The following is an 18,919-nucleotide window of genomic DNA, read 5'->3' on the forward strand; positions in this document are numbered from 1 at the left end:
GGTGGCGCCGTGGGACACCAACGGGCTGAGCCTGATGATTCGCTCGCTCATGCGACGGCCTCCGTGTAGATGGGCGTACGGGGCTTGGCCGGCCCGGTGACGCGCGAGGTGCGCCACCAGGCGGCGAATCCCCAGGCGCAGAGCGCGCCGTAGATCAGGTACATGGCTGCCGACGGGTAGAACCCGCCGCGCAGCAGCAGTGGCACACCCACCGCGTCCACGGCGATCCAGACCAGCCAGAACTCCACCCAGCCGCGGGCCATGCCGTAGGTCGCAAGCAGGCTGCCGGTGAGGATCCAGGCGTCCGGCAGCGGGCCCCAGGAGCCCAGCGCGGCGAGCACCGGGTAGGCGGCGGCGGTGCCGACGGCGGCGGCCAGCAGCATCGCCAGTCGCTCCCGCCAGGTGGCCCAGCGCGGCAGCACCGCGGCGTGCCCGGCGTCGGTGCGACGGTTGCGCCGCCAGCGCCACCAGCCGTAGACGCTGACCGCGAAGAAGAACACCTGCCTCCCGGCCTGCCCGTACAGGTCGTGCGCCTGCGGCGTGGCGAACACCCCGCCCAGGAAGACGGTGAGCAGCAGCGCGTTGCCGATCATGCCGACCGGCCACGCCCAGACCAGCCGACGCAGCCCGAGCAGCGCGGAGACCAGCCCGAACGCGTTGCCGACGATCTCCCGGACCAGCACGGGCGACCCGGCGATCTGCACCTGGGCGTCGAGCAGCCAACCGAGGGTGCCCATCAGGCCACCCCGCCGGTCTCGGCGACGCGGGCGCCCAGCAGCCGCTCCACGTACTTCGCCAGCACGTCGACCTCCAGGTTGACCGGGTCGCCGACGCCCTTCGCGCCGAGCGTGGTAAGCGCGAGGGTGGTGGGGATCAGCCCGACGGCGAACTCGTCCGCGCCCACCTCGGCGACGGTGAGCGAGACGCCGTCGATGGTGATGGAGCCCTTTTCCACGACGTACCGGGCCAGGGCGGCGGGCAGCCGGAACCGGACCGTCTCCCACTGCTCGGCGGGCTCCCGGGAGAGCACCTCCCCGACGCCGTCCACGTGGCCCTGCACGAGGTGCCCGCCGAGCCGGCTGCCCAGTGCGGCCGCCCGCTCCAGGTTCACCGGATCGCCGGCGCGCAGCGCGCCAAGCGCGGAGCGGCGCAGCGTCTCGCCCATCACGTCGGCGGTGAAGACGCCGTCGGCGACGTCCACGACGGTCAGGCAGACGCCGTTGACGGCGATGGAGTCGCCGTGCCGGGCGTCGGAGGTGACAAGCGGGCCGCGTACGGCGACGAGCGCCGAATCGCCCGCCGTCGCCGTCACCCGGACGACCTCGCCCATTTCCTCGACAATGCCGGTGAACATGTCAGCCCTCCCTCTTACGGGGCAAAGCGGTGATCCGGAGGTCCGGACCGACCTGCGTAACGTCGACGAACTCCAGATCGATTGCCTCGGCGATGGTCGTCACTCCCGCGTCGAGCAGGGCCGTGGGGCCGGCGCCGAGCAACCGGGGCGCGACGTACCCGATGATCTTGTCGACCAGGCCGGCGGCGAGGAACGCGCCGGCCAGCCGGGGGCCGCCCTCCAGGAGCACCGCGCGGACCCCGCGCTGGTGCAGCGCCGCGAGCAGCGCCGGCAGGTCGACCCGGCCGTCCGGGCCGGCGCCGACCTCCGCGGCGGTCGCGATCCACGTCTTGGCGGCGCCGTCGCGGACCCGGGCGTCGGTCGGGGTACGCCCCGAGCTGTCCACCACCACCCGCAGCGGCTGCCGGATGGCCAGGCTGCCGTCGCGCAGGTTGCGGGCGGTCAGCCGGGGATCGTCGGCGAGCACGGTGCCCACCCCGGCGAGGACCGCGTCGACGGTGCCGCGCAGCGCGTGCACGTCGATCCGGGCCGCCTCCGAGGTGATCCACATGCTGGTGCCGTCCGCCGCGGCGGAGCGCCCGTCGAGGGTGGCGGCGTACTTCCAGATGACGTACGGCCAGCCCCGGCGCATCGAGGTCAGCCACGCGACGTTGCCGGCCTCGGCCTCGTCGCCGCGTACCCCCAGATCGACCCGGACCCCTGCGGAGCGCAACGTGGCGGCACCGCCGGAGGCCACCGGGTTGGGGTCGGGCACGGCGATGACCACCCGGGCCACCCCGGCCTGGACAAGCGCGGTGCTGCAGGGGCCCGTGCGACCCGTGTGGTTGCAGGGTTCCAGGGTGACGACCGCGGTGCCGCCCTTGGCGCGCTGCCCGGCCTGGGCCAACGCGACGATCTCGGCGTGCGGCCCGCCGGCGTAGGCGTGGAAGCCCTCCCCGACGACCTGACCGTCCTCGTCGAGCAGCACACAGCCGACCACCGGGTTGGGGCTGGTCGTGCCCAACCCCCGTGCGGCCAGCTCGATCGCACGCCGCATCGCCTCGTCGACGGAGACGCTGGCCATCGCCCTTTCCCGCCCTCTCACTCGCCGGTCCGCGCGCTGGCGGTCAGGGAGGCGGCATGGGCCGCGGGCAGGCGGTGGCGGATTCCGGGAACGGCACAGCCGCCCCCGGAGGGTGGGCACGGCACGCTGACGCCAGCGGCCGGGCGGACCCGTCCGTCCCGCGCGCTGTCTCCCATCCGGACTGTCTGGGTGCGGACGAACCGCTCCCAACCGTCGGCCCCGGAGTTTCACCAGGTCCACCGGCCGGCCGAAGCCGTCCGGGTCGCGGGCTGACCACGGTCGGACCGTGGATCACCGCCGGTTCGGAATTTCACCGAGTCCCGCCAGCGCGTGGTGGGTACCTCGCAGTCTTACACGCCGAACACGGTGTGTCCTTATCCAGGCGAGCTACTTCACAGCGGGATCACGCGTCAGGTGACGCCGCGCCGCCGGTCCACCGCCACGTACGAGCCGGGCTGACTCTTGGCGACCGTCTTCATCTCCGAGGCCACCGCGATGGCCTCCAGGGGGTCGGTGAACCGCTTGCCGGAGTCGGAGAGGGAGACCCCGATGGAGAGGGTGACCAGGGCGGCCCGGCGGATCGTGCCCCGTCGATCCTTCAACTCGACGAAGCCCCGCTCCCGGTCGGTCGGGTCGTAGAGCGTGTCGGCCGACTTCTCGAAGTCGACCACCGCCCGGGAGGTCAGCGGACGGACCTGGTCCGGCGCGCAGACGATGACGAAGTCGTCGCCGCCGACGTGGCCGAGGAAGGCCGGCGGCAACCCCACCGCGACAACCGCCCGGTGCAGGCTGCGGGCCAGGGCGGAGATGAAGTCGTCGCCCCGGACGAAGCCGTACCTGTCGTTGACGCTCTTGAACCGGTCGATGTCGATGTAGCCGACGGCGTAGTCCACGCCGTTCCGGACCCGGTCGCTGATCTCCCGCCGGATCCGGCTGTTGCCGGGCAGCCCGGTCAGCGGCGAGACCTCCCGGAACTCCTTGTTGCGGCGCAGGGTCGACGAGACGCGGGCCACCAGCTCGGCGGTGTCGAACGGCTTGACCAGGTAGTCGTCGGCGCCGGCGCTGAGCCCGTGCACCTTGTCCACGGTCATGCCCTTCGCGGTCAGCATGATCACCGGCAGGGCGGAGGTCATCGGGTCGGCGCGCAGCCGCCGGGTCAGCTCCAACCCGTCGATGCGGGGCATCATGAGGTCGACCACGGCCAGGTCGGGCCGCTGCCGCTCGATGACCTCCAGGGCCTCCTGGCCGTCGCTGGCGTGGATCACGTCGAAGCCGTGCAACCGCAGGTTGAACTCGACGAAACGAGCGATGTCCTCGTCGTCGTCGACGACGAGGATGATGTCCTTGCGGTCGCCGTCGGGCTCCACCTCAGGCCCCGGGAGTCGCGCGTTCCGCGAGTGCCCGCAGGTGCCGTACGGCCTGGGCCGGGTCGGCGGCGCCGTACACGGCGGTGCCGGCCACGAACGCGTCGGCGCCGGCGGACGCCGCCTGCTCGATGGTGTCGGCGGCGATCCCGCCGTCCACCTCGATGCGCAGCTCCAGGTGCCCGGTGTCGACGTGCCGGCGGGCGGCGCGGACCTTGTCCAGCAGTTGGGGGATGAACCGCTGCCCGCCGAAGCCCGCCTTGATCGTCATGATCAGCAGGGTGTCGAAGCTGGGCAGCAGGTCCAGGTACGGCTCGATCGGGGTGTCCCGGTCGATGGCCAGTCCGGCCTTCGCGCCCGCCGAACGCAGGTCCTTGGCCAGTGCCACCGGGTCGTCGCACGCCTCGGCGTGGAACGTCACGTTGTACGCCCCGGCGTCGGCGTAACCGGGGGCCCAGCGGCGCGGGTCCTCGATCATCAGGTGCACGTCGAACGGCATCTCGGTGACCGCCCGCAGGCTCTGCACCACAGGCAGACCGATCGTCAGGTTGGGCACGAAATGGTTGTCCATCACGTCCACGTGCAACCAGTCCGCGGCGTCCTGGACGGCGCGGACCTCTTCGGCGAGACGGGCGAAATCGGCGGCCAGGATGCTCGGCGCGACGATCGGCGGCGGTACGGTCACGAGGCCAGTGTACGAACGCGGCCACCCGCCGCCCGCATCGCGGCACCACCTCGGACGCGCTGTGACCCGGCAGTGACCAGTGGTGCAGAATTGGTCGATCCGGACTGGCGAATCCGGACGAACAGACATCAGCTACTGGCCGATCGACGGAAACGCGACGACACTCCAACCGGGACGGTGCCGTAGGCTGCACGCCCGCCGGGGTCTCGCCGCGGGGCGCGGTGACCGGCCGCCAGCTCCCGGGAGGCGGACGATGCGACGGTGGCTCGGAGTGCTGGCGTTGGTGTGCGTCACGACGGTGCTGCTGACCGGCTGCGGGCCGGCGCGGGGCGCGGACGGTGACCTGACCGACGACTGGCCCGGACTGGGCGCCCCCCAGCCGTTCACCCCGGCCACCGACACCTGCCTGCCGCGCATCACCTCCATCGTGCAGGCCAGCACGTACGAGACGGTGGACTGCGCGCGCAGCCACCTGGCCGAGGCGATCCACGTCGGCGCCTTCACCGGCCCCGCCGCGTCGACCAGGACCCGGCCCGGGCCGGGCTCACCGGCGCTGCGCGCCGCCCGCGCCGAGTGCGACCAGCGGGCCCGGGAGGTGCTCGGCGGCGACTGGCACACCGCACGGCTCAGCCTGTCCCTCGCGCTGCCGTCCGCACCCGCCTGGGCCGGCGGCGGCCGCTGGTTCCGCTGCGACCTGAGCGAGACCGACAGCATCGACAACACCCGCCCGGTGAACCGCAGCGGCAGCCTGCGTGGGGCGCTGATCGGCGACGCCCCACTGACGCACCGCTGCTTCGACCCCAAACTGATCGGCGACAACCTCAACTACATGGCGCCCGTGCTGTGCACCGAACCGCACCGGGCCGAGTTCGTCGGCGTCTACACCGAGCGCGACATGAGCTGGGCCGAGTTCACCCGCTCCGCCGAGCAGGCGCACCGCCGCTGCATGGCCCTGATCGCCGCGTACGCCGACGTGCCGAACAACGCCGACCTGCCGTACCGGGCCGGGTCCATCTACTACCCACCGTCGCAACGGGAGTGGGAGGAGGGCGACCGGGGCGTGCGGTGTTTCCTGTGGAGCGACGACCGCAAGCTCACCCGTTCGATGCGCGGCGTCGGCCCCGAGGGACTACCGGCGATCTGAACATCGGTGCCGTATGCTGCTGCGCCGTGGCGCTACCGACCGGCCGAGGGGTCGACCGGAGGCCACCAGCGGCGGGAGGTCGGAGATGCGACGGTGGTTGACGGCGGTTGCCGGTGGCGCGGCGGTTGCCCTGGCGCTCGCCGGGTGTGGCGCGCCGGCCGGGGTCGACCGCAACCTCACCGACGACTGGCCCGCGCCCGTCGCGGCGCAGCAGTTCGTTCCCGCCGCCGACGTCTGCCACCACTCCTCGCAGCAGGTCGGTTTCCTCACCGGCTACAACCCGATGTCGTGCGCCGAGTCGCACCGCGTGGAGACCCTGTTCGTCGGCACCCTCACCGGTAAGGGCGCGGAGCGCGGCACACCCCCGCCGGCCGGCTCGGAGGGCATGCGGGCCGCGCAGGCCGGCTGCGACAAGGAGGTCAGCAAGGCCGTCGGCGCGGACTGGCGCTCCGGCCGGCTCGGCCTGACCGTCGTCCTGCCGTCCGCGTCCGCCTGGGCCGGCGGGGCCCGCTGGTACCGCTGCGACGTCACCGAGATCGCCAGCATCGACGACACGGCAGTCGACCTGCGCACCGGCAGCCTCCGCGGGTCGCTGACCGGGGCGGCGCCGTTGGCGTACCGCTGCTTCAACCCCAAGCTCGTCAAGGACGACATCGACGAGATGGTCGCGGTGCCCTGCACCGCCAAGCACCACGCCGAGTTCGTCGGGATCTGGCAGGCCCCGGACATCAGCTACGCCGAGTTCACCCGCACCACGAAGCGGACCCACCGGGCCTGCCAGACGATGACCGCGAAGTTCGCCAAGGTGCCGGACAACTCGCAGCTCGACTTCCGCGCCGGGACGATCTACTACCAGCCGTACGAGCAGGAGTGGAAGAACGGGAACCGGGGCGTGCAGTGCTTCCTGTGGATCAGCGACCGGAACCTGACCCGTTCGCTGCGCAACGCGGGCACGAAGGGCCTCCCGGTCACCTGACCGGCCGGGCATGACCGCACCCGGCCAGGCCCGGCCGGGTGCGGTGTCGCGTCAGCCCTTGCGCAGGACGGCGAGGAACATCGCGTCGGTGCCGTGCCGGTGCGGCCAGAGCTGCACCGTCGGGCCGTCGCCGAGGCCCGGCATGCCGGCCGGCAGCAGCGGTCGGGCGTCGACGAAGTCCACCGACACACCGCTGCGGCGGGCCGCCTCGGTGACCGTCACGTGCGTCTCGACGGTGTGCGGCGAGCACGTGACGTAGGCGACCAGCCCGCCCGGACGGGCCGCCCGCAGCGCCGCGCCGAGCAGCTCACGTTGCAGTCGGGTCAACGGCGGCAGGTCCGAGGGCTGGCGGCGCCAGCGGGACTCCGGTCGGCGGCGCAGCGACCCCAACCCGGTGCAGGGGGCGTCCACCAGGACCCGGTCGAAGTGCCCCTCGGGCAGCTTCGGGTCGCCACCGACCTCACGGCCGTCCATTGTCAGCACGGCCACCGGCAGGCCCCGGGTCGCCTGGGACACCAGCCGGGCCCGGTGCTCGGCCACCTCCACAGCGGTCACCCGGGCGCCGCGCTGCGCGGCGAGCGCGCCGAGCAGCCCGGCCTTGCCGCCGGGACCGGCGCACAGGTCCAGCCAGCGCCCGTCCGGGCCGTCCAACGGCGCGTCGGCCAGGGCGGCGGCCACCAGCTGGGAGCCCTCGTCCTGGACGTGGGCGCGGCCGTCCGCCACCGCCGGCACGTCGCCAGGCGCGCCACCGGGCAGATAGACGGCGTACGGCGAGAACGCGCCAGGCGCGCCGCCGACCTGGTCGGCCAGCTCCACCGGGTCGATCAGGCCGGGCCGGGCGCACAGGTGCACCGGTGGCCGCTCGTTGTCCTCGATCAGGAGGCGTGCCGTCTCACCCAGGTCACCGTCGAGCGCCTCGGAGAAGGCCCGCACGATCCACTGCGGGTGGCTGTACGCGAGCGCCAGGTGCCCGACCGGGTCGGTCTCCATCGGCGGGGCGAGCTTCGCCACCCAGCCGTCGGAGTCGCGGGTCGACACCTCCCGCAGCACCGCGTTGGCGAACCCGGTGGCGCCCGGCGCGACCGCGCGGACCAGGTCCACCGTCGAGGAGACCGCGGCGTGCGGCGGCACCCGGGTGTGCAGGAGCTGGTACGCCCCGATCCGCAGCGCGTCGCGGACCGGCGGGTCGATCCGGGCCACGTCCCGGCCGGCCGCGTCGGTGAGGATCGCGTCCAACGTGCCCAGGTGACGCAGCGTGCCGTAGGTCAGCTCGGTGGCGAAGGCCGCGTCCCGGCCGAACAGCCCCTCCTCGCGCAGGATGATCGGCAGCACCAGGTTGGCGAACGCGTCGTCGCGGTGCACCGCCGCCACCGCCTCGTACGCCGCACGGCGCGGGCGGTCCATCGGCGGTCGTACCGGCCGACGGTCCCCACCACGACCTGTTGAGCGCGGCGGACGGGTGCCCTCCGGGGCCGTCACGCCAGGTCCTCGCCGGCGCCGACGCGGACTCCCCGCGCCCAGTCGGTCGCCGACATGGCCCGCTTGCCCGCGGCACGCACCTCGCCGAGGCGCACCGGTGCGGTGGCCGTACCGGCAAGCACCCGGGCCTTCTCCACAAGCAACTCCCCCGGCTTCAACTCCGGCCCGTCGGGCACCGGCACGACCGGGCCGAGTTTCACCCGCTCGCCCCGGAACGTCGTCCAGGCGCCCGGCGCGGGCGTGCACGCCCGGATCCGGCGGTCCACGGCGAACGCCGGGTCGGCCCAGCGCACCCGGGCGTCGTCCACAGTCAGCTTCGGCGCCAGCGACACCCCGTCGGCGGGCTGCGTCTCGGCGCGGGCGGTGCCGTCGGCGATCGCGTCGAGCACCGCCACGAGCAGCCCGGCGCCGGAGTCGGCGAGCCGCTCCAGCAGGTCACCGGACGTGTCGGTGGGGCGGATCTCGTCGGTAAGGGTGCCGTACACCGGGCCGGTGTCCAGGCCCTGCTCCAGCTGGAAGACGCTGGCGCCGGTCAGCTCGTCACCGTGCAGGACGGCGTGCTGCACGGGCGCGGCGCCCCGCCAGGCCGGCAACAGCGAGAAGTGCAGGTTGATCCAGCCGTACCGGGGGATCTCCAGGGCGGCCGGCGGCACCAGCGCGCCGTACGCGACAACGGGCACGCAGTCCGGTGCCAACTCGCGCAGCCGGTCGAGGAACTCCGGGTCGCGGGGGCGGGCCGGCGTGAGCACCTCCACGCCGTGCTCGTCGGCCCACTCGCCCACCGGGGAGCGGGACAGGCCCCGCCCACGCCCGGCAGGCGCGTCGGGTCGGGTGACCACGGCGACCAGCTCGTGCCGGGAGGCGGCGACGGCGGTCAGCGCGGGGACGGCGACGGCCGGCGTACCGGCGAAGATCACACGCATCCGGGTCACCGACCCAGACCGAACGGGTCGTTGAGGTGCGGGCTGAGCTTGACCGTGGGCGGGGCAGCCGCGTCGTACCAGTCGGCCTGGCGGATCGCCTTCATGGCCTCCTTGCGCCCGGCGGCGTCCAGCCGGTCGAGGAAGAGCACTCCGTCGAGGTGGTCGGTCTCGTGCTGGACGCAGCGGGCCATCAGGCCGGTGCCGACGATCTGCATCGGGTCGCCGAACGAGCTGAAGCCCTTGGCGATGACGTTCTGCCGGCGCTTGGTGTCGAAGTAGAGCCCGGGGATGGACAGGCAGCCCTCGGGGCCGTCCTGCTCCTCCTCGTCGGGGAACTCCAGGACCGGGTTGACCAGGTGCCCGAGAACGTCGTCGACGTCGAAGGCGAAAACCCGCAGGCTCACGCCGAGCTGCGGGGCGGCCAGGCCGGCGCCGTTCTGCTCACGCATCGTGTCGGTGAGGTCGGCGACGAGCCTACGCAGCTCGGCGTCGAAGTCGACAACCGGATCGGCCGGCGTGCGCAGCACCGGATCCCCAAAAAGACGGATGGGCTGGACGGTCACGCGGGACGGCTCCTTCATGGGTGGGACGGGCGGTGCCGTACCAGTCTACGGAGTGCCCGGGCGCGTACCGGCCGGCGCACCTCGATCGGCAGGCGCCGGTGTGCCGAGCGTCACCAGGAGGCTCTCGTAGCCGCGCAGGGTCAGCCGGGTCCGGTGCCGGGGCGGCTCGGCCAGGGCCAGCTCGGGCAGCCGGCGCAGCAGCATCGGGAACGCCAGCTGCGCCTCCAGCCGGGCCAGGCCGGCGCCGAGGCAGTAGTGCGGGCCGGCACCGAAGGACAGCGGATGCGCCTGCCCTCGGGTCGGGTCGAAACTCTCCGGGTCGGGAAACCGGCGCGGGTCGCGGTTGGCCGCGCCGAGCAGCAGCAGCGTCGTGCTGCCGGCCGGCAGGTCGAGCCCGCCGCAGCGCACCGGCGCCGTGCTGGTCCGGGTGGTCAGCTGCACCGGGGAGTCGTAGCGCAACAGCTCCTCGACGTACGCCGGGGCGAGCGCGGGGTCGGCGCGCAGCGCGTCGGCGGCCGCCGGGTGGCGCAGGAGCACGACGAGGCCGTTGCCGAGCAGGTTGGTGGTGGTCTCGAAGCCGGCCACCAGCAGCACCACGAGGTTGGCCAGCAGCTCGTCGCCGGTGAGCCGCTCACCGTCGGCGTCGTGCACCTGGACCAGCGCGGTGGTCAGGTCGTCGGCCGGCGCCCGGCGTCGGGCGACGATCAGCTCGACGAAGTAGTCGCGCAGCTCGGCGGCGCCCGCGTCGGCGACGGCCAACTCCTCGGTGGTGATCTCCGGCTCCAGCACCCCGGTGAGGTCCCCGGCCCAGCGCCGGAACAGCGGCCGGTCGGCCGCCGGCACGCCGAGCAGCGCGCAGATCACCCCGACCGGCAGCGGGTACGCGAAGTCGGCGAGCACGTCGACCGGGTCGCCGCCCCCGGCGCGCTCGACGATCGCGTCGAGCAGCTCCTCGGCCTGCGCCCGCACCACGTCGCGCATCCCGGCGATCCGGCGCGGACTGAACGCCCCGGCGGCCAGCCGACGCATCCGGCTGTGGTCGGGCGGGTTGGTCCGCAGCATCGACCTGGCGATCGACGACACGGCGGGGCTCTGCCGCCAGTTCGGCCACATCTGGTCCCGCAGCGCGTCGTCGAGCACCCCGAGCCGGGGGTCGCGCAGCAGCTCGTCGACCTCCGGGTAGCCGGTCACCACGTACAGGCCGGGCAGCGCCTGCACCACGGGTCCGTGCGCGCGCAGCCGCTCGTACGTCGGGTAGGGGTCGACCCGCCCCTGCGGCGACATGAGCAGTGTGAGCGCCTCGGCAGCGTCCATGACCGGCCTCCCCGTCGATGCGTCGAAGCTCCATCATGCCCACGCCGCCGGCGCCCGGGCACCCCCGCTCGGGAGCCGACGTCGGGTCAGGCGCTGACGCTCGGGTCCCCCGCGAGCACCGCGTCGCCGCCGAGCAGGGCGGGCTCCGGCAGCGGCAGCTGGATCCGGTGGGCCGCCTCCCAGTCGTAGACCAGGCCGGGACGCACCTGCGCGGCGAAGTAGTCGATGGCGGTCATGCCGCCCACCACCTGCTCGTCGACCTCCGCGACGAGCTGGGCCGGTACGAGGGAGAAGCCGCTCTGCAGTGCGGCGCTGAGCCGGCGGTGGCCGTCGACGACGAAGAAGTACTCACCCGTGAAGCCGATCTTCAACGGCTCCAGCCCCTCGTCACCGGCCTCGGCGACCTCACCGACGAACTCGGTGTCCCACAGTCCGCGCAGCGTGGCGATGTCCTCGGTCGGGTAGACCCGGGCGGGGTCGAGCAGCAGCAGCGGCGGGCCGTCGCGCAGCACCTCGGCGCCGAGCGTCCCCTCGTACGCGGCGACGATGTGCTCGATCACCTCGCCGGCCGACGCACGGGTGGTGTCGCACACCAGGTCGTAGTTGCGCAGGCGGGCCTTGTCCACCCCGTACCTGACGATGAACCGGCTGCGCTCGCTCTCGCTGCGCTCACGGAGCTTGGCCTTGGCCTCCTCCAGCGAGGCGTAGCTCTCCGCCGGCCCCGAGGGGCGGGCCAGCACCCGGCGGGCCGCCTCACCCGGCTCGGTGATCATGTGGACCTTGAGCGCGTCGGTGAAGAAGTGCCAGGCCAGCCGCGAATCCATGATCAGGCTTTCGCCGGAGGCGGCGATGTCCCGCTGGAGCTGGTCGACGTAGCCGTCGACGGCCTGGTCCAGCTCGGCGTGCAGGTTGAGTTGCAGAGCGGTCATCTGCCGCTGCTGCGCCATCTCCCGGTAGAGGTCACCCACGCTGACCCGGCGCATCCCGAGCCGCTTGGCGATCTCCACCGACACGGTGCTCTTGCCGCTGCCGAGGTCTCCGTTGAAGACGATCGATTGTCGAACGGTCACGACTGGTCCACCCCTGATAACCGGCTGTTTGACATCATCGACATCGCGTCCGACCGACGCGTTCCCGCCACCGTCGCCGTCCTGCGGTGGCTCCGGTCCGGCGCTTTCGACGCCGCACCGCAACCAGGAACCGTCGTACGCCCGGGCATGACGGGCGATGCTACCACCCGAGCGGCGGCGCTCAGCCGGACGCGGTGTGCGGGCGCCACCCCCGCCGAGCAGGTCGGGGGCCGCCGGCGGCGGCCGGACCGGTCAGAACAGGCTCAGCGGATCGACCTGGAGGCGGACCGGATCGGCGGCCTTGCGGGCGGCCCGCGCCCCGGCGGCCGAGTGCAGCGCCTCGGCCAGCGCGGCGGCCCGGGCCCGGGGCACCCGGACGAGCATCCGCTCCCGGCCCTCGTCGGCGGGCACCGGCCCGAGCACCTCGGCATCGACGGGCAGCCGGGCGGCGGCGAGCAGGTCGGCCACGGCCTCCGCCGGGCCGGTGACGCTCGCCATCCGCACCGCCGGGGGGAAGCCCAGCTCCCGGCGCTCGGCCAGCTCCCGGCCGGCGAACCAGGCCGCGTCCCAGCGCAGCAGCGCCTGCACCGGGGCCAACGCGCCGTCGGCGACCACCACCACCCGGCCCGCCGGGGCCGGGCGGGCCAGCGCCGCCGCGGCCAGCCAGCGGCGCAGCGCCTCCTCACCGGCCCGCAGGTCGGCCCGGGTCAGCAACGCCCACGAGTCGAGCAGCAGCACCGCGCCGTACCCGCCCTCGGCGACCGGCTCCGCGCCCGGGGTGGCCACCACCAGGGCCGCCCCGCCGGGCACCTCGGTGAGCACCTCCTCCCGCCCCGAGGTGCGCACCGGCACGCCGGGGAACGCCCGCCCCAACTCCTCGGCCGTCCGCCGCGCGCCGGTCACCGCGGCCCGCAGCCGCCGCCCCCCGCACTGCGGGCAGGCGTACGCGGCGGCCACCCGGGCGCACCAGCGGCAGGCCGGGGTGCCACCGGCCGAGGGCAGCGCCAGCGGGCCGGCGCAGTGCGCGCAGCGCGCCGGCGTACGGCAGTCGGCGCACGCGATGGACGGCAGGTAGCCGCGCCGGGGCACCTGCACCAGCACCGGCAGGTCCGCCCGGACGGCGTCCCGGGCGGCCGTCCAGGCCAGGCTGGGCAGCCGGGCGGTCGCCGCGCCCGGGTCACGGGCCAGCTGGGGGTCGTCGCCGGTCGGCGCGATGGCCGGAACCCGGGCGCGCACCGTCGCCCGGTCCGCCACGACCTCCCGCGCCCAGCCGGTCTCCAGCAGCAGCTGCGCCTCGGCGGTGCGGGCGAACCCACCGACGAGCGCACCGGCCTCGGCGAGCTGGGCGCGGGTGAGCAGGACGTCGCGGGCGTGCGGATAGGGCGCGCGGGGCTCGGAGTGCAGGTCGTCGCCGTCATCCCAGACGGCGACCAGGCCGAGCCGGTCCACCGGGGCGAACATCGCCGCCCGGGTGCCGATCACCACAGGCACGCGCCCGCGCCGGGCGGCGAGGAACGCCCGGTACCGCCGGGCCGGGCCGAGCGCGGCGGAGAGGCTGACGTGCCGCCCCGGACCGAGGACGGCCGTGAGCGCGGCGTCGAGCCGGTCGAGGTCGCGGGCGTCGGGTACCACCACCACGGCGCCCCGCCCACCGGCCACCGTCGCGGCTACCGCATCGGCGTAGCGGGCGGCCCAGTCCTCGCCGGGCAACGCCGACCAGACCGCGCGGGGCGCCCGGCCGTCGGTGAGCGCCCGCAGCAGGGCCGGGCCGGTCGGGTAGTCCCGCCAGCCTCGCGGGTCCCCCGGGTCAGCGACCTCCTCCTCGGCGGCGGTCGCCCCTTCGGCGGGGGCGACGGACGCCGGCTCGTCGTCGCGGGGCTCCTTCTCCACCCGGGCGTGCCGGGGCGGCACCGCGAGCCGCAGCACGTCGGCGAGGCTGCCCGCGTACCTGTCGGCCACCGCGCGGGCCAGCCGGGCGATCTCCGGCGCCAGCACCGGCTCCGGGGAGACCACCTTCTCCAGGTACGCGAGCCGGCCGGTGTGCCCGGAGTCGTCGGCGCGGGACAGCAGCCACCCGTCGACGAGCTGCCCCGCGAAGCGCACCTTCACCCGGGTGCCGGGCACCGCCACGTCGTCCAGCTCGGCAGGCACCAGGTAGTCGAACGGCCGGTCCAGGTGCGCCAGCGGGACATCCACGCAGACGCGCGCGACCGGCGACCCGTCCGCGGGTCGCCGGTCGCTACGCCTGGTGGCGGTCAGGCTCCCGCGGCCGACTTGAGGTCGGCGGCCCGGTCGGTGCTCTCCCACGTCAGGTCCGGCAGCTCCCGGCCGAAGTGGCCGTACGCGGCGGTCTGCTGGTAGATGGGGCGGAGCAGGTTGAGGTCCCGGATGATCGCGGCCGGGCGCAGGTCGAACACCTCGCCGACGGCCTTCTCGATCGAGGAGACGGGCACCGTCTCGGTGCCGAACGTCTCGATGAACAGGCTCACCGGGTGCGCCTTGCCGATGGCGTAGGCGACCTGCGCCTCGCACCGCTCGGCCAGGCCGGCGGCGACCACGTTCTTGGCCACCCACCGCATCGCGTACGCGGCCGAGCGGTCCACCTTCGACGGGTCCTTGCCGGAGAACGCGCCGCCGCCGTGCCGGGCGTACCCGCCGTACGTGTCGACGATGATCTTGCGGCCGGTGAGGCCCGCGTCCCCCATCGGACCGCCGATCTCGAACCGGCCGGTCGGGTTGACGAGCAGCCGGTAGCCGTCGGTGTCCAGACCGAGGCTCTCCAGCTCGGGGGCGATGACGTGGTCACGCACGTCCGGGGTGAGCAGCGAGTCCAGGGAGATGTCCGCGGCGTGCTGGCTGGACACGACCACCGTGTTCAACCGGACCGGGCGCAGCCCCTCGTACTCGATGGTGACCTGGGTCTTGCCGTCCGGGCGCAGGTACGGGATCGTGCCGTCCTTGCGGACCGCGGCGAGCCGGCGCGCCAGACGGTGCGCGAGGGCGATCGGCAGCGGCATCAGCTCGGGCGTCTCCGAGCAGGCGAAGCCGAACATCATGCCCTGGTCGCCGGCGCCCTGCGCGTCAAGCGCGCTCTCCGACGCGCCGGTACGCAGCTCGAAGGCGTTGTCCACGCCCTGGGCGATGTCCTCGGACTGGGCGCCGATGGAGACACTGACGCCGCAGGACGCACCGTCGAAGCCCTTCTTCGACGAGTCGTAGCCGATGTCGAGGATGGTCCGGCGGACGATCGTCGGGATGTCGGCGTACGCCTTGGTGGTCACCTCGCCGGCGATGTGCACCTGGCCGGTGGTGATCATGGTCTCGACCGCTACCCGGCTGCGCGGGTCCTCGGCGAGCAGGGCGTCGAGGATGCCATCGCTGATCTGGTCGGCGATCTTGTCCGGGTGGCCTTCCGTGACCGATTCGGACGTGAAGAGGCGGCGTGTCACGGCACTCCTAAGCGTGTGATGTCGTTCCGCGGCAGTCTAGTCACGACTGCGGCAGGTGTCGGGATCGGTTCCGCCCTGTTCCACCCGTCAGGAGCGGTCGGCCAGCCGCGCCACGACGAGGTCCCACACGGTGTCGGCGACGTCCTCCTTGGCCTGCTCCGGCAGCCGGCTGACCGAGCCGTCCGCGCCGATGACCGTCACCGTGTTGGTGTCGGCCCCGAAGACCTTGTCCGTGCCGACCTCGTTGATGACGATGAGGTCGGCCCGCTTCCGGGCGAGTTTCGCCCGGCCGTTGGCCTCGGCGTCGCCGGTCTCGGCGGCGAACACGACAAGCACCTGCCCGGATCGTTTGCGCTGGCCGAGCTCGGCGGCGATGTCCGGGTTCGTGACGAGTTCGATGGTGGGAGCGACGCCGTCGTCCGACTTCTTGATTTTGCCAGGCGCGTACGTCGCCGGCCGGAAATCGGCCGGAGCCGCCGCCATCACCACCGCGTCGGCCTGGTCGGCGGCCTTGACCGTCGCCTCGCGCAGTTCGGCGGTGGAGCCGACGCGGACCAGGTCGACCCCCGCAGGGTCGGGGAGGGAGACGTTCGCGGCGATCAGGGTGACCCGGGCGCCCCGGGCGACCGCCGCGCGGGCGAAGGCGTAGCCCTGCTTGCCGGAGGAGCGGTTGCCGAGGAAGCGGACCGGGTCCAGCGGTTCGCGGGTGCCACCGGCGGTGACGACCACCCGCCGTCCGGCCAGGTCGTCGGTGGGTGCGAAGGCGCCCCGGGCGAGGACCCGACGGGCCACGGCGAAGATCTCCGCCGGGTCGGGCAGCCGGCCCTTGCCGCTGTCCGCGCCGGTGAGCCGCCCGACGGCCGGCTCGATGACCCGGACCCCGCGGGCGCGCAGTGTGGCGACGTTCGCCACCGTGGCCGGGTGCTCCCACATCTCGGTGTGCATGGCCGGGGCCAGCAGCACCGGGCAGCGGGCGGTCAGCAGCGTGTTGGTCAGCAGGTCGTCGGCGAGCCCGTGCGCGGCCTTGGCGAGCAGGTCGGTGGTGGTCGGCGCGACCACCACCAGGTCGGCCTGCTGGCCGAGGCGCACGTGCGGGACCTCGTGCACGTCGGACCAGACGTCGTCGGCGACCGGCTGGCCGGACAGCGCCGCCCAGGTCGGCGCTCCGACGAAGCGGAGCGCCGACGCGGTCGGCACGACGCGGACCCGGTGGCCCGACTCGGTGAAGAGTCGCAGCAGCTCACACGCCTTGTAGGCGGCGATGCCGCCGCCGACCCCGAGGACGATCGAGGCGGACATCGACGGTTGCGGGCTTACGGCTGGTCGGTCGGCTCGGCCGTCAGCAGGCCCGCGTTGATCTCGCGCATGGCGATGGAGAGGGGCTTCTCCTGGGGGGTGGTCTCCACGAGCGGGCCGACGTACTCGAGCAGGCCCTCACCGAGCTGGCTGTAGTAGGCGTTGACCTGGCGCGCCCGCTTGGCGGCGAAGATGACAAGCGCGTACTTCGACGTCGTCTTCTCGAGGAGCTCGTCGATCGGCGGGTTGGTGATGCCTTCGGGGTTGGCGATGGATCCCACGAATTAACCTCTGCGTCTTTCGAGCCGCGCGGACGCGGTGCTGAGTCTCAACGGTGGCCGGCGGTCAGCCGCGCACGCGCGACCAGGCCGGATCCGGATAAGAAGAACCGAGTAAGCCTACCAGCTCGTCGACGACCCGCTCGGTGTGGTCGTGCGTCAGGGCGTGGTCGAACCGGGCCACGACGGCGGCGTCGGGCGGTTGCCCGGGCGGGCTCAGCAACACCAGCCGGGCGTCGGGCAGGCGCGCCCGGATCAGAGGGGCGCCGCGCAGGTCGAGCGGGAGCAGCACCGGCTGCCCGGTGTCGAGCCGGGCGCGCAGCGGCGGATACGGCGTACCCCGGCGGTGTGGGCCGGCCCTTGACCACTCCAGCAGCTCGCCGGCGGCGACCCGGCGGTCGAACTCGGCCGGGGCGAGGAACACCCGGTCGACGCCGTCCACCTCGTGCTCCCGGCGCGGCCTGGTCGTGGCCTGCACCGGGATCCACACGGACGGAGAACGCGCCCGGACGAGCTCGACGACACTCTCCCTGCCGGAACCCGAAGGTCCAGCCAGGACAGTGAGCCGAGCCGCCGGGCGCGCCTCGTCATCCGTGCTCACTGCTTGTTTCTACACGCTGCCAGGTTCAGTTGGCGGCGAACTCTCCAAGCAGTGCCTTGCGCTGCTGCTCGCCGAGGCCACGCAGGCGACGGCTGTCAGCGATCTTGAGCTTCTCCATGATCTGGGTAGCCCGGATCTTGCCGATGCCCGGCATCGCCTGCAGGACGGCCGAAACCTTGAGCTTGCCCACGACGTCGTCGCTCTCGGCGCGCTCGAGGACGGCACCAAGGGTGGTCTTGCCCTGCTTGAGCTGCTCCTTCAGCTCGGCACGGGCCTTGCGGATCTCCGCGGCCTTCTCGAGCGCGGCAGCGCGCTGTTCGGGGGTCAGTGACGGGAGCGGCACCAGTTCTCCTCAGGTCCCTATCGCGGCGGGCGGGGCGCACCGCCGCATCTGTGAAACGTGGTGTCGCTGTGAACCAAGGGGTCCGTGGTTCCCAGCGCGGGGAAAACTAGCGGTCAACGGAGCTTTCGGCAACGTGGGCGCGCGATGATCACCACAAAGTGACCGAGCCGTCAGTCAGTCACCGGGCAGCCAGAACGGCCCGACACTCGCCCAGCACCCGGTCCGCGGCGGCCCGCAGCGCGGCGACGTCGGGGCCCGCCGAGAGCACTTCCCGGGAGTACGAGGGAAGCACCGCGGCGAGGCTCGGACCGAAGACGGTACGCAGATCGTCCGCCCCGGCGCCCTGCGCGCCGAGCCCCGGTGCGAGCAGCGGACCCCCCACGCCGGAGAGGTCGTGACCGGTGTCACCGATGGTCGCGCCGACCACCAAACCGAAGCTGCCGAGCGGCTCCGCACCCTTGTTGAGCTGGGAAATCTCGTCGATCACGGTCTGCGCGACGGTGCGCCCGTCAGCCGTGCGGGCGCGCTGCACGGCGGCTCCCTCGGGGTTGGAGGTGAGGGCGAGCACGAAGACGCCGCCGCCGTGCTCGGCGGCCAGCTCGAACATCGGGGCCAGCGAACCTACTCCCAGGTAGGGGCTCGCCGTGACCGCGTCGACATACATCGGGCTGGATGGATCAAGGTACGCGGAGGCGTACGCGTGGACCGTCGAGCCGATGTCGCCGCGCTTGACGTCCAGCAGAACGAGCGATCCGGCATTACGTAACTGTCGGATAGTTGACTCAAGAACAGCCACTCCGCGGGAGCCGAAACGTTCGAAAAAGGCCGACTGAGGCTTGACCACCGCAACCCGGTCACCGAGGGCGTCCACGACGGTCCGGGTGAACCGGTCAAGACCCTGGACGTCGTCGTCGAGGCCCCAGCGGGCCAGCAGAGCGGGATGCGGGTCGATGCCCACACAGAGCGGTCCCCGTTCGGTGACCGCCCGGTGCAGCCGGGTTCCGAAGGTCTCCATCG

19 protein-coding genes are annotated in these 18,919 nt (G+C 73.5%); 2 read left to right on the forward strand and 17 right to left on the reverse strand.

The window, feature by feature from the left end:
• Window positions 1–47: 47 nt before the first annotated feature.
• The 5 genes from pnuC to rpe all read right to left on the reverse strand — a co-directional run bounded on the left by pnuC (window position 48) and on the right by rpe (window position 4,466).
• Window positions 48–737 carry a nicotinamide riboside transporter PnuC gene (gene pnuC / locus AB0N27_RS18830; RefSeq protein ID WP_364371024.1) on the reverse strand — a complete coding sequence of 230 codons (690 nt, stop codon included), beginning with the start codon at window positions 735–737 and terminating at the stop codon, window positions 48–50.
• Window positions 737–1,354: a riboflavin synthase gene (locus AB0N27_RS18835; protein ID WP_364371027.1), complete on the reverse strand. Its 618-nt coding sequence runs from the start codon at window positions 1,352–1,354 to the stop codon at window positions 737–739. The genes pnuC and AB0N27_RS18835 overlap by 1 nt, the downstream gene beginning before the upstream one ends.
• Window position 1,355: 1 nt before the next feature.
• On the reverse strand, window positions 1,356–2,417 hold the full coding sequence (ribD, locus tag AB0N27_RS18840; RefSeq protein WP_364371029.1) for a bifunctional diaminohydroxyphosphoribosylaminopyrimidine deaminase/5-amino-6-(5-phosphoribosylamino)uracil reductase RibD: 1,062 nt from the start codon (window positions 2,415–2,417) through the stop codon (window positions 1,356–1,358).
• Between the two features lie 410 nt (window positions 2,418–2,827).
• A complete protein-coding gene (locus AB0N27_RS18845) occupies window positions 2,828–3,784 on the reverse strand; it encodes a response regulator (RefSeq protein ID WP_364371032.1) in 957 nt (318 codons plus the stop codon).
• A gap of 1 nt (window position 3,785) precedes the next feature.
• The gene (gene rpe, locus AB0N27_RS18850) at window positions 3,786–4,466 is read right to left on the reverse strand and encodes a ribulose-phosphate 3-epimerase (RefSeq protein ID WP_364371035.1); all 681 of its coding nucleotides are present in this window, start codon (window positions 4,464–4,466) and stop codon (window positions 3,786–3,788) included.
• A gap of 253 nt (window positions 4,467–4,719) precedes the next feature.
• Between rpe and AB0N27_RS18855 the strand changes: the two genes are divergently transcribed.
• Complete coding sequence (locus AB0N27_RS18855) at window positions 4,720–5,610, forward strand: septum formation family protein (RefSeq protein ID WP_364371038.1); 891 nt, start codon at window positions 4,720–4,722, stop codon at window positions 5,608–5,610.
• 85 nt (window positions 5,611–5,695) lie between these two features.
• Window positions 5,696–6,586: a septum formation family protein gene (locus AB0N27_RS18860; RefSeq protein ID WP_364371041.1), complete on the forward strand. Its 891-nt coding sequence runs from the start codon at window positions 5,696–5,698 to the stop codon at window positions 6,584–6,586.
• A gap of 51 nt (window positions 6,587–6,637) precedes the next feature.
• Here AB0N27_RS18860 and AB0N27_RS18865 read toward each other — a convergent pair whose 3' ends face one another.
• From AB0N27_RS18865 to pyrF, 12 genes are all read right to left on the reverse strand, one after another.
• Complete coding sequence (locus AB0N27_RS18865; protein WP_364371044.1) at window positions 6,638–8,065, reverse strand: transcription antitermination factor NusB; 1,428 nt, start codon at window positions 8,063–8,065, stop codon at window positions 6,638–6,640.
• A complete protein-coding gene (gene fmt / locus AB0N27_RS18870; protein ID WP_364371047.1) occupies window positions 8,062–8,988 on the reverse strand; it encodes a methionyl-tRNA formyltransferase in 927 nt (308 codons plus the stop codon). Before fmt ends, AB0N27_RS18865 begins: the two co-directional genes overlap by 4 nt.
• A 5-nt stretch (window positions 8,989–8,993) precedes the next feature.
• Window positions 8,994–9,551: a peptide deformylase gene (def, locus tag AB0N27_RS18875; RefSeq protein ID WP_354828958.1), complete on the reverse strand. Its 558-nt coding sequence runs from the start codon at window positions 9,549–9,551 to the stop codon at window positions 8,994–8,996.
• Window positions 9,552–9,596: 45 nt separating this feature from the next.
• On the reverse strand, window positions 9,597–10,865 hold the full coding sequence (locus tag AB0N27_RS18880) for a cytochrome P450 (protein ID WP_364371051.1): 1,269 nt from the start codon (window positions 10,863–10,865) through the stop codon (window positions 9,597–9,599).
• An 86-nt stretch (window positions 10,866–10,951) separates the two neighbouring features.
• A complete protein-coding gene (locus tag AB0N27_RS18885; protein ID WP_364371054.1) occupies window positions 10,952–11,935 on the reverse strand; it encodes an AAA family ATPase in 984 nt (327 codons plus the stop codon).
• A 252-nt stretch (window positions 11,936–12,187) separates the two neighbouring features.
• On the reverse strand, window positions 12,188–14,131 hold the full coding sequence (locus AB0N27_RS18890; RefSeq protein ID WP_364371057.1) for a primosomal protein N': 1,944 nt from the start codon (window positions 14,129–14,131) through the stop codon (window positions 12,188–12,190).
• Between the two features lie 59 nt (window positions 14,132–14,190).
• Window positions 14,191–15,384, reverse strand: a complete 1,194-nt coding sequence (gene metK / locus AB0N27_RS18895; protein WP_364371060.1) for a methionine adenosyltransferase — start codon at window positions 15,382–15,384, stop codon at window positions 14,191–14,193.
• An 87-nt stretch (window positions 15,385–15,471) separates the two neighbouring features.
• Window positions 15,472–16,683, reverse strand: coding sequence for a bifunctional phosphopantothenoylcysteine decarboxylase/phosphopantothenate--cysteine ligase CoaBC (coaBC, locus tag AB0N27_RS18900; protein ID WP_364371063.1), 1,212 nt, complete (start codon window positions 16,681–16,683; stop codon window positions 15,472–15,474).
• A gap of 14 nt (window positions 16,684–16,697) precedes the next feature.
• Window positions 16,698–16,961, reverse strand: coding sequence for a DNA-directed RNA polymerase subunit omega (gene rpoZ, locus AB0N27_RS18905; protein ID WP_007075826.1), 264 nt, complete (start codon window positions 16,959–16,961; stop codon window positions 16,698–16,700).
• A 64-nt stretch (window positions 16,962–17,025) separates the two neighbouring features.
• Entirely contained in the window at window positions 17,026–17,559 is a 534-nt protein-coding gene (locus AB0N27_RS18910; protein ID WP_364371066.1) for a guanylate kinase, read from the reverse strand.
• Between the two features lie 25 nt (window positions 17,560–17,584).
• Entirely contained in the window at window positions 17,585–17,902 is a 318-nt protein-coding gene (mihF, locus tag AB0N27_RS18915) for an integration host factor, actinobacterial type (RefSeq protein ID WP_007458370.1), read from the reverse strand.
• Window positions 17,903–18,080: 178 nt separating this feature from the next.
• Entirely contained in the window at window positions 18,081–18,917 is an 837-nt protein-coding gene (gene pyrF / locus AB0N27_RS18920) for an orotidine-5'-phosphate decarboxylase (protein WP_364371070.1), read from the reverse strand.
• Window positions 18,918–18,919 lie beyond the last annotated feature (2 nt).

Source organism: Micromonospora sp. NPDC093244 (genome assembly GCF_040683695.1).
Taxonomy (GTDB): Bacteria; Actinomycetota; Actinomycetes; order Mycobacteriales; family Micromonosporaceae; genus Micromonospora.